11 protein-coding genes are annotated in these 10193 nt (G+C 65.5%); 7 read left to right on the top strand and 4 right to left on the bottom strand.

The window, feature by feature from the left end; all coding sequences use genetic code 11:
• Window positions 1-7: 7 nt before the first annotated feature.
• From mnmE to GIY56_RS10745, 3 genes are all read right to left on the bottom strand, one after another.
• The gene (mnmE, locus tag GIY56_RS10755; RefSeq protein WP_154764835.1) at window positions 8-1273 is read right to left on the bottom strand and encodes a tRNA uridine-5-carboxymethylaminomethyl(34) synthesis GTPase MnmE; all 1266 of its coding nucleotides are present in this window, start codon (window positions 1271-1273) and stop codon (window positions 8-10) included.
• A 10-nt stretch (window positions 1274-1283) separates the two neighbouring features.
• On the bottom strand, window positions 1284-2555 hold the full coding sequence (gene rho / locus GIY56_RS10750) for a transcription termination factor Rho (RefSeq protein WP_154764834.1): 1272 nt from the start codon (window positions 2553-2555) through the stop codon (window positions 1284-1286).
• 129 nt (window positions 2556-2684) lie between these two features.
• On the bottom strand, window positions 2685-3128 hold the full coding sequence (locus GIY56_RS10745) for a CopD family protein (protein WP_154764833.1): 444 nt from the start codon (window positions 3126-3128) through the stop codon (window positions 2685-2687).
• Between the two features lie 455 nt (window positions 3129-3583).
• Between GIY56_RS10745 and GIY56_RS10740 the strand changes: the two genes are divergently transcribed.
• The 4 genes from GIY56_RS10740 (at window position 3584) to GIY56_RS10725 (ending at window position 6676) form a co-directional block, all read left to right on the top strand.
• On the top strand, window positions 3584-4435 hold the full coding sequence (locus tag GIY56_RS10740) for a shikimate dehydrogenase (RefSeq protein ID WP_154764832.1): 852 nt from the start codon (window positions 3584-3586) through the stop codon (window positions 4433-4435).
• Window positions 4432-5019 carry a dephospho-CoA kinase gene (coaE, locus tag GIY56_RS10735; protein ID WP_154764831.1) on the top strand — a complete coding sequence of 196 codons (588 nt, stop codon included), beginning with the start codon at window positions 4432-4434 and terminating at the stop codon, window positions 5017-5019. The genes GIY56_RS10740 and coaE overlap by 4 nt, the downstream gene beginning before the upstream one ends.
• Window positions 5012-5713 (top strand): DNA polymerase III subunit epsilon, encoded by a 702-nt coding sequence (gene dnaQ / locus GIY56_RS10730; RefSeq protein ID WP_328288511.1) that lies wholly within the window; start codon window positions 5012-5014, stop codon window positions 5711-5713. The genes coaE and dnaQ overlap by 8 nt, the downstream gene beginning before the upstream one ends.
• A gap of 72 nt (window positions 5714-5785) precedes the next feature.
• Window positions 5786-6676 carry a YihY/virulence factor BrkB family protein gene (locus GIY56_RS10725; RefSeq protein WP_154764830.1) on the top strand — a complete coding sequence of 297 codons (891 nt, stop codon included), beginning with the start codon at window positions 5786-5788 and terminating at the stop codon, window positions 6674-6676.
• Window positions 6677-6706: 30 nt separating this feature from the next.
• On the opposite strand, the gene GIY56_RS10720 is transcribed toward GIY56_RS10725, so the two are convergent.
• Entirely contained in the window at window positions 6707-7513 is an 807-nt protein-coding gene (locus tag GIY56_RS10720) for a response regulator (protein WP_196053605.1), read from the bottom strand.
• Between the two features lie 97 nt (window positions 7514-7610).
• Between GIY56_RS10720 and GIY56_RS10715 the strand changes: the two genes are divergently transcribed.
• Genes GIY56_RS10715 through GIY56_RS10705 form a run of 3 tightly spaced genes read left to right on the top strand, consistent with a single transcriptional unit; the run spans window position 7611 to window position 10160 of the window.
• Window positions 7611-7757 (top strand): NepR family anti-sigma factor, encoded by a 147-nt coding sequence (locus tag GIY56_RS10715; protein WP_154764828.1) that lies wholly within the window; start codon window positions 7611-7613, stop codon window positions 7755-7757.
• A gap of 42 nt (window positions 7758-7799) precedes the next feature.
• A complete protein-coding gene (locus tag GIY56_RS10710; RefSeq protein ID WP_154764827.1) occupies window positions 7800-8366 on the top strand; it encodes an RNA polymerase sigma factor in 567 nt (188 codons plus the stop codon).
• A gap of 9 nt (window positions 8367-8375) precedes the next feature.
• A complete protein-coding gene (locus tag GIY56_RS10705; protein WP_328288510.1) occupies window positions 8376-10160 on the top strand; it encodes a sensor histidine kinase in 1785 nt (594 codons plus the stop codon).
• Window positions 10161-10193: the final 33 nt, after the last annotated feature.

The following is a 10193-nucleotide window of genomic DNA, read 5'->3' as shown; positions in this document are numbered from 1 at the left end:
GAAACACCTATTTCCCGATACAGAAGGAGGTAAAGATGACCTCCAGATAATCCTCGGCGCCGATTCTGCCAAGCAAATGATCGAGAGACGCCGCCGCCTGGCGGATCGCTTCGGCAAGCAGTTCCGCTTCAAGGCCATGAACATCCTCAATTACTGCCCGTGCCGCCAACAGGGCGTTCAGTTGCCTTTCCCGACTGATCAAGGCGGCACCCGCTGCCTTTTGTGACAGGATGTCGAAGATCCCGTCCAGGACCTGATCAAGTCCTGTCCCCGTCACCGAGGACACCGAAAGGCCGTCCACATGCGGATGCAAGTCGGCCTTGCTTGCGACGACCAGATCGCCGTCTTGCCAAAGGCTGCTGTCGGCCTTTCCATGTGGCGACAGGTGCAAGCGCAGATCCGCGGCCTCTGCCCGATGGCGCGCCCGGTCGATGCCGCGGCTTTCCAGTTCATCCCGGGCATCTCGCAAGCCTGCCGTGTCCAGCAGCGTGACGGCCAGCCCGCGCAGATCCAGGCGCAGTTCGATGATGTCCCGCGTCGTGCCTGCGATGTCCGACACAAGGGCGACCTCGCGACGCGCTATGCGGTTGATCAGGCTGGACTTTCCGGCATTGGGAGGACCGATGATGGCGACTTCAAAACCGTTGCGGACGCGTTCGGCCGCGGCATAGCCGCCGATCTGAAAATCCAGTTCGGCCTTGAATTCGTCCAGCAGTCCAAAAACCTCGTCCGGCACCTTCTCGGGAACGTCTTCGTCGGCGAAATCGACGCTGCTTTCCACCAGGGCGCTCGCCCGGATCAGCAACGAGCGCCAGCCATCGGCCTTGCGCGCCAGTTCCCCATGGCTCATCCGCAAGGCGGCAAGGCGTTGCGATTCGGTTTCGGCGGCCAGAAGATCGCCCAATCCCTCGACCTCGGACAGATCCATCTTGCCGTGCAAGAAGGCGCGCCTGGTGAACTCTCCGGCTTCAGCCATCCGCAGACCCTGCGCCCTCAGCACCTGTCCCAATCGCCTGACGATGACCGGGGCGCCGTGCAGGTGGATTTCCACGACCTCTTCGCCCGTGAAGCTGCGTCCGGCCTCGAACCACATGACCAGGGCGCGGTCCAGAAGATCGTCGCCATCCAGGATTTCGCGCAGATAGGCATGGCGCGCCTTTGGCAAGGGTCCCGCCATGCGTTCGGCCACGGACTTCGCACCCTCTCCGCTGATGCGGACAACGGAAACGCCACCCCGTCCCGACGGGGTGGCTTCGGCATAGATCAGGTCCATGGCGGTCCCGTCAGGCGTTCATCGAATCGAAGAATTCCGCATTCGACTTGGTCTGCTTCAGCTTCGAGATCAGGAACTCGATCGCATCCGTCGTGCCCATGGGGTTGAGGATGCGGCGCAGCAGATAGGTCTTTTGCAGATCCTTCGAATCGACCAGCAATTCTTCCTTCCGGGTGCCGGACTTGAGGATGTCCATCGCCGGGAAGACGCGCTTGTCGGCGACCTTGCGGTCCAAGACGATCTCGCTGTTGCCGGTGCCCTTGAATTCCTCGAAGATCACCTCGTCCATGCGCGATCCGGTGTCGATCAGCGCGGTGGCAATGATGGTCAGCGATCCGCCTTCCTCGATGTTGCGCGCCGCGCCGAAGAACCGCTTGGGCCGCTGCAAGGCATTCGCATCGACGCCGCCCGTCAGCACCTTGCCGGAGCTGGGCACGACCGTGTTGAAGGCCCTACCAAGTCTTGTGATCGAATCCAGCAAGATCACAACATCTCGTTTGTGTTCCACAAGACGCTTGGCCTTTTCGATCACCATCTCGGACACGGCGACATGGCGGCTGGCGGGTTCGTCGAAGGTGGACGACACCACCTCGCCCTTGACCGACCGCTGCATGTCGGTGACTTCCTCGGGGCGTTCGTCGATCAGCAGCACGATCAGATAGCATTCCGGGTGGTTGCGCGCGATCGAATGGGCGATGTTCTGCAGCAGCACCGTCTTGCCCGTGCGCGGCGGGGCCACGATCAGCGACCGCTGGCCCTTGCCGATGGGCGACACCAGGTCGATGATCCGGGCGGAGCGGTCCTTCAGCGTGGGATCCTCGATCTCCATCTTCAGCCGCTCGTCGGGATAGAGGGGCGTCAGGTTGTCGAAGGCCACCTTGTGGCGGGCCTTTTCGGGATCCTCGAAGTTGATCTTCTCGACCTTGGTCAGGGCGAAGTAACGCTCGTTCTCGCCGGGGGCGCGGATCACGCCTTCGACCGTGTCGCCGGTGCGCAGGGCGTGCTGGCGGATCATGTCGGGGCTGACATAGATGTCGTCGGGACCGGGCAGATAGTTGGCAGCCGTGGACCGCAGGAAGCCGAAGCCGTCCTGCACGACCTCCAGCACGCCGTCGCCGCCGATGTCGAAGCCTTCCTCGGCATGTTCTTTCAGGATCGAGAACATCATCTCGCCCTTGCGCATGGTCGAGGCGTTCTCGATCTCCCATTCCTCGGCCAAGGACAAGAGTTCGGCCGGGCTTTTGGCCTTGAGTTCGGACAGGTTCAGGCGTTCTTCGGTCATGGTGTCACCGCGGATCCCGCACGGGCTGGCCGCGCGGCTGGATGGAATGGGAATCGGGAATCCCCGTGCCGGACGGCCGGGCTTGCTGCCCACATAAGCGGCGGCGACCGCCGAGTCAACGACGGCCCGTCAGAACTTGACGATCACCGACAGCACGATGCCCGCCATCAGCAGCGTCGGCACCTCGTTCATCATGCGATAGCGCCGCCCGGGATGGCCCCCCCCGGCCAGCAGGACGCGCCGCTGGCCCGCGCACCACATGTGGAACCAGGTCATCCCCAGCACGCAGGCAGCCTTGGTCCAGGGCCAGACCATCGACCAGTCCACGATGCCGGGCGTCAGCACCAGGGTCAGCCCGCTGATCCAGGTCGCGATCATGGCCGGGTTCATGATCAGACGCAGAAGCTTGTCTTCCATGATGACGAAGCTGCCCGATGGCTCGGGCGCCTGTCCCCGTTCGGCGTGATAGACGAACAGCCGGGGCAGATAGAACAGCCCGGCCATCCAGGAAATCACCGCCATGACATGGAACGCCTTGGCATAGGGATAGAGCGGCGCAAGCCAGTCCGTCATCGGCACCCTTCTTAATAATAAAGAGAAGAATAAAGGATGATGTTGATGTAGGGCCTGTGGACAAAAGGATAAAGAAGAAATCCCCCGATCCGCCCACGATGACCGGCCTTGTGGATAAGATCGGGATTAAGGCCCCGAATAATACGAAAATTACATGAAATCAACAGCATGATATGTGGATAAATATGGGGATCGTCAGCCTGCTGGTGACTTCTCCACAGATCTGCCGTTTGCAGCCTTCGGGTTATCCACGTGTGGGCCGAACGTCCGCGTCCGGGGGGAGTTCCGGGCCGGTTTTCCTGGCGCCTTGCGGCGTGGCCTGCTGCCCCCATGATTCGACCCGATTCCCCCCGGATCTTGTCCACAGGCCCGCCAGACCTGCTTAATTGTCGCAAAAGACTGCTTTTTTCCGCCGCCCTGCCGCCCTAGTCTGCCTCCAAGGACAAGGACGCATCATGACCGACGAACAGCCAAGCCGCCCCGCCCATGTTCCGCTTGCCGGGGTTATCGGGATGCCGATCGCGCATTCCCGCTCGCCGCGCCTGCACGGGCACTGGCTGCGGCGCCATGGCATCGCCGGTTATTACATCCCCATGCCCGTCATGCCCGAACATCTGGCCGAGGTGCTGCGCGCCCTTCCCCGTCTGGGCTTCGTGGGCGTCAACGTGACCATCCCGCATAAGGAGGCCGTGCTGACGCTCGCCGATGCCGTGACCGACCGCGCGGCGCTGATCGGGGCGGCCAACACGCTGATCTTCCGCCCCGACGGCAAGATCCATGCCGACAACACCGACGGCTACGGCTTCATCGCCAACCTGCGCCAGAACGCGCCCGACTGGCAGGCCGATGCCGGTCCTGCCGCCGTGATCGGCGCGGGGGGTGCGGCGCGGGCCGTGGTGGCCTCGCTTCTGGACAGCGGCGTCAAGGAACTGCGCATCACCAACCGCACCCGCATCCGGTCCGAACAGATCAAGGCGGAATTCGGCGCGCGGCTGGTCGTCTATGACTGGGCGCAGGCGGGCAACATGCTGGAAGGGGCGGCCACCGTGGTCAACGCGACCTCGCTGGGGATGGAGGGCAAGCAGCCCCTGCGCCTGCCGCTGGACGCGCTGTCGCCCGACGCCCTTGTCACGGATCTCGTCTATACGCCCCTGATGACGCCCTTCCTGCTGGACGCGCAGGCGCGCGGCTGCCGGGTGGTCGATGGCCTGGGCATGTTGCTGCACCAGGCCGCGCCGGGGTTCGAGCGCTGGTTCGGACGCCGCCCCGAGGTGGACGACGACCTGCGCCGGGCCGTGCTGGAATGACCTTCCGCCTGGGCCTGACCGGCAGCATCGGCATGGGCAAATCGACCACCGCGCAGATGTTCCGCACCCTTGGCCATCCGGTCTGGGACGCGGACGGGGCGGTCCACCGCCTCTATGCGCCCGGCGGCGCGGCGGTAGGGCCGGTGGCCACGGCCTTCCCAACGGCGCTGCGGGACGGCGGCATCGACCGGGATGCGCTGAAGGCCGCGATTGCCGGGGATCCGGCCGCGCTGGACCGCCTGTCGGCCATCGTGCATCCCATCGTCGCGGCCGACCGCGAGGCCTTCGTGGCCCGCCATGCCGATGCGCCCCTGGTCGTTCTGGATATTCCGCTGCTTTACGAAAACGGCTATCAGGCGCAGATGGATGGCGTGGCGGTCGTGTCCGCCGATGCGGACACGCAGCGGCGGCGGGTCCTGGCGCGGCCGGGCATGACGGAGGACCTGCTGGCCCTGATCCTGTCGCGGCAGATGCCGGATGCCGACAAGCGGGCGCTGGCCGACTGGATCATCCCGACCGACAGCCTGGACGCCGCCCGCCAGGCCGTGGACCGCATCGTGAAGGAGATTGCCCATCGTGCGTGAGATCGTGATGGATACCGAGACCACCGGCTTCGATGCCGACAAGGACGACCGCATCGTCGAGATCGGCGGGATCGAGCTTGTGAACCACCTGCCCACGGGGCGGACCTTTCACGTCTATATCAACCCCGAACGCCCCATGCCCAAGGAGGCGTTCGAGGTGCATGGCCTGGGCGACGACTTCCTGCGCGACAAGCCGAAATTTGCAGACATCGCCCAAGGCTTCGTCGATTTCATCGGCGACGATGCCCGGCTGGTGATCCACAATGCCAGCTTCGACATGAAGTTCCTGAACGCCGAACTGCGCCGCATGGGCCGCCCCCCCCTGCCGTGGTCGCGCGCCCTGGATACCCTGGCGCTCGCTCGCGAGAAATTCCCAGGCTCTCCGGCCACGCTGGACGCGCTGTGCCGCCGCTTCGGCGTGGACAACTCGAACCGCCAGCGGCACGGCGCGCTTCTGGACAGCGAACTGCTGGCCGAGGTGTATCTGGAGCTGATCGGCGGCCGCCAGCCGGACCTGGTGCTGGACCAGCCCGGACGCGGCGCGACCGCCGGCCCGCAAGGCGCAGGCAGCGGTCCCCGCGCCCCGCGTCCCGCCCCCCTGGCCCCGCGCCTGACCCCCGCCGAGGCCGAGGCCCATGCCGAATTTGTCGCACGGCTTGGCGAAACGGCGGTCTGGGCGCGCTATACAGGTTGACAGTTCCGCCCGCCGGTGACGCCATAAGGGCCAGTCCGGCCACAAGGGCGCCATCACAAGGGCGAAGGTGCGATGCTGACCCTCCTGCGCGAGATCTGGGCCTTCGTGGCGGCGGTTCTGGAACGCATGGACAAGATCCACATGGGCCTGATCGCCGCGGGCGTGGCCTTTTACGCCATGTTCGCGGTCTTTCCCGCCCTGGCCGCCATTGTCGCGCTGTGGAGCCTGTGGTTCGATCCCGCCGTGATCATGACCTATCTGGACGTGGCGCATGAATTCCTGCCCGAGGGCGCGGCCGACCTGATCGACGCGCAGGTGCTGTCGCTGACGGCGGCGGGGCGGACCTCGGTCGGCTGGGCATCCTTCGTGTCCTTCATGGTGGCGACCATCGCCGCGCGCGCGGGGGTCGAGGCGGTGGTGGGCGGGCTGAACGCCGCCTATGGCGTGCGCGGCCATTCCACCATCTTCAGCTTCGTGCTGGCCTATGCGCTGACCCTGGCCATCGTGGGCATCTCGCTGGCAGGGCTGGCGACCATCGTCCTTGTGCCGATCCTGCTGAATTTCCGGGTCTTCGAACAGGTGCGCGGCTGGCTGGTGGCCGGCCTGCCCTGGGGGGCGATGTTCCTGATCGTGATCCTGGGGATCGGCATCCTGTACCGATACGGTCCCAACGTGAAGACGCCGCGCACCCCGGTCTTTACCTGGGGCGCCTTTTTCGCGGCCTTCCTGTGGGCCGCGGCCTCGGTCGCCTTTTCCGCCTATCTCAGCAGCTTCAACAGCTACAACCGCATCTACGGATCCATCGGCACGGTGGTGGCGCTGCTGATGTGGTTCTATCTGGCCGGGTTCTCGGTCCTGCTGGGCGCCTTGATCAACGTGGAACTGGCCCGCCGCCGCCGCGTCCGCGCCGCGCGCGAGGCCCGGGCGTCCTTGATGACGGATGTGAAAAAGGCGGCGGAATGACCCGCCGCCCCCATCCGCAGGAACGCCGCCTTACGCCGCGTCCAGCCCCTCGGTCGAGGCGAAGAACATCGCCTGGCTGACGGCGGACCGCACCTGTTCCTCGTTGTAGGGTTTCGAGATCAGGAAGGCCGGTTCGGGCCGTTCGCCGGTCAGCAGCCGTTCGGGGAAGGCTGTGATGAAGATCACCGGGATGTCGCCCAACTCGCGCAGCAGCTCGTTCACGGCGTCGATGCCCGACGATCCGTCGGCCAGCTGGATATCGGCCAGGATCAGGTCGGGGCGGGACTGGCTTGCCAGTTCGATCGCGGCGGAATGGGTGCGGGCCACGCCCGTGACCTCGTGGCCCATGGCCTGCACGATGCCCTTCAGGTCCATGGCGATGATCATCTCGTCCTCGATCACCATGACCTTGCCGCGCAAGGACGCGCTCATCTCGGACATCGCGATCCCGACCAGCTCCTCGGCCTCGGCCGCGTCGATCTGCATCACGCGCCCGATCTGGTCATAGCGCAGTTCCTCGATCGTGCGCAGCAGCAGGGCCTCGCGCGAATTGGCGGTCAGGCCGCGCAAGTGGTCCTGGGCGCGCATCTCGCGGGCGCTGCGGTCGCCGTCGTCCACCGGCTGGCCCGAGCTTTGCCAGATCGCGTGGAAGGTGCGGAACAGCCCGATGCGGGTATCGTCTTCTTCTTGCAGGATCGACCGGTCAGACAGGATGGCTTCCAGGGTGGCTGCGGCATAATTGTCACCGGCGCGCTGGCTGCCGGTCAGCGCACGCGCATAGCGGCGCAGATAGGGCAGCTCGCGCCCGATGGATTGGGCCAGGTCGGCTGACGACATATCTCTCATCCTTCGCATTTCGCATATTGCGCGGAACCTATCCCAACCCCTACAGGTTGGACAACGTGCGCACAAGATTTCCGGGACTAACAAAGTAATGACATCGAAGCGAGATGATCGCCGCAAGGCGGCAGTCGAGAAGCAGATCGACGAGAATCTGCGCCGCGTCTATGAACAGGACGTGACCGAGCAGATTCCCGACCGTTTTCTTGCCCTTCTTGACCAACTGCGCGAGCAGAAGTGACTTCCTTGCAAACCCGACGGCGCGACGGTGGACGGTGACAGTATGAAGAAATCCGCGATGACGGATCCGCGCGACCAGCTGGTGGACCACCTGCCGGCGCTGCGCGCCTTTGCCTTGTCCTTGACGCGCGAAGGGGCGGCCGCCGACGATCTCGTCCAGGACACCATCGTCAAGGCCTGGACCAACATGGACAAGTTCCAGGCCGGCACCAACCTGCGCGCCTGGCTGTTCACGATCCTGCGCAACACCTTCTATTCGGCCCGCCGCAAGACCAAGCGCGAGGTCAGCGACAGCGACGGCATCCATGCCGCCCGCCAGGCCACGCGCCCCGAACATGACGGGCGTCTTGCTCTCAAGGATTTCCGGGTGGCCTTCGCACAGCTGCCCGACGAACAGCGCGAGGCGCTGATCCTGGTGGGCGCGTCCGGCTTTTCCTACGAGGAAGCGGCCGACATGACCGGGGTCGCCATCGGCACCGTCAAGTCGCGGGCCAATCGCGGGCGCCGCAAGCTTGCGGAACTTCTGCATCTGGAAAACGGTGAGGAACTGGACATGACCGATCAGGCGACCCTGGCCGTGATGGCGTCCAGCCACACCATCGCCCGCTAGGGCCTGCCGGTGTTCCGGCGGATCAGCGACCGTCTGGACTTCACGCGCAAGCTGGGATTCCGGCTGGGCGCCCTGCTGTCGGTGGCCATCCTGCCCCTGGGCCTGATCTCGCTGATCCAGAACTTCAACCTGGTGGCCGAGGCCGAGCGCGGGGTCGAGATCGCGCTTCTGGGCCGCACCGCCTCGACCGCGGCGGGGGAACGGGCGCTGTTGCAAAGCGCGCTCGGATCGGCGGACGCGCTTGGTCCCGCCGTGCTCGAGGCGCTGGACCGCCCCGAGGTCTGCTCGGACCTGATGCGCAACTTCATCGAACGCAGCGCCACCTATGTCTTCGCGGGCTTCGTGCCCCTGGACGGGATCAGCACCTGCAATTCGGCAGGGCTGGCGGAACCGCTGGATCTGCGCGGGTCCGAGGGCTTCAGGACCTTCATGTCCCAGCCGGGCGTCCGCATCACCGCCATCGACCGGGGCACGGTCAGCCGCCGCCCGGTGGTGCTGGTGATGCAGCCCTTGTATCGCGACAGCCGGATGCTGGGCTATATCGGCCTGTCGCTGACCAACGAATTGCTGCGCTCCACCCACAACATCAGCTTCGGCAGCGACGGCGCCCGGATCGTCACCTTCAACCAGCAGGGCGAGATCCTGACATCGGACACCGACGCCCAGACCAGCGTCCAGGACATCCTGCCCCAGAACGTGGAACTGGTCAGCCTGCTGTCGCGGACCGAGACGACCTTCCGGGCGCGCGCCGGCAACGGCCAGATGCGCATGTTCACCGTGGTGCCCGCCATCCCGGGGCTGGTTTACGCGCTTGGCAGCTGGTCGCCCAAGACCGCAGGCGTCGGGCTGTTCCAGTTGTCGCGCTTCGGGGCGGTGACGATCCCCATGGCCTTGTGGCTGGTATCGCTGGCCGTGGCCTATTTCGCGGTGTTCCGCATGGTCTTGCGCCACATCACCGTGCTGCGCAGCCAGATGCGCCGCTTTGCCATCGGCAACCGCACGGAACCGCCCCCCGTCCTGACCGATGCGCCCACCGAGATCTGCGATGTCAGCCAGACCTTCCACAACATGGCCCGCATCCTGATCCGCGACGAGGAAGCGATGGAGGAAGCGGTCGCCGAAAAGACCGTCCTGCTGAAGGAGGTCCATCACCGGGTCAAGAACAACCTCCAGCTGATCGCGTCCATCATCAACATGCAAAGCCGGGTGATCGACGATCCCGACGCGAAACGGGTGCTGCGGTCCGTCCAGGACCGCGTGGCCGCCCTGGCGACCATCTATCGCAACCTTTACCAGGCCGAGCATCTGGACGCGGTCGAGGCCGGGCGCCTGATCTGCGACATCATCGGCCAGATGGTCAATGCCTCGGTCGAACCCGGCAGCCCCCTGCGGATCGACACCCGTATCGAAACCCTGATCCTGCTGCCCGACCAGGCGGTGCCCTTGTCGCTGCTGGCGACCGAGGCCTTCACCAACGCGCTGAAATACGCAGGCACCGCGCCGGGCGAGGACGCGCCATGGGTCAGGGTGGATCTGGCCGCCGTCGCGCCGGGCAAGGCGGTTCTCGAGGTCGCCAATTCGATCGGCCAGGATTCCTCCCGCTCCGAGGGGACCGGCCTGGGCAGCCAGCTGATCGAGGCCTTCACCACCCAGCTTGAAGGCGAAGCCAGCGCGGGGGTCGAGGGGAACAGCTTCGTCCTGCGCCTGCACTTCGCCATCGAGCGCGCCAGCACCCTGGCCGAGGGGCGCAACGTGGTCCTGACATCGGCGGCCCGGCCGGGGGCGCGCCATTAGGGGGATAGCCTGCGCCGCCACGATGCCGCTTGC

Origin of the sequence: Paracoccus lichenicola (assembly GCF_009708075.1) — a bacterium.
In the GTDB taxonomy this organism is placed as follows: Bacteria; Pseudomonadota; Alphaproteobacteria; order Rhodobacterales; family Rhodobacteraceae; genus Paracoccus; species Paracoccus lichenicola.
Note: the sequence above shows the minus strand (reverse complement) of the source record. Positions and strands in the feature narration are given on the sequence as shown.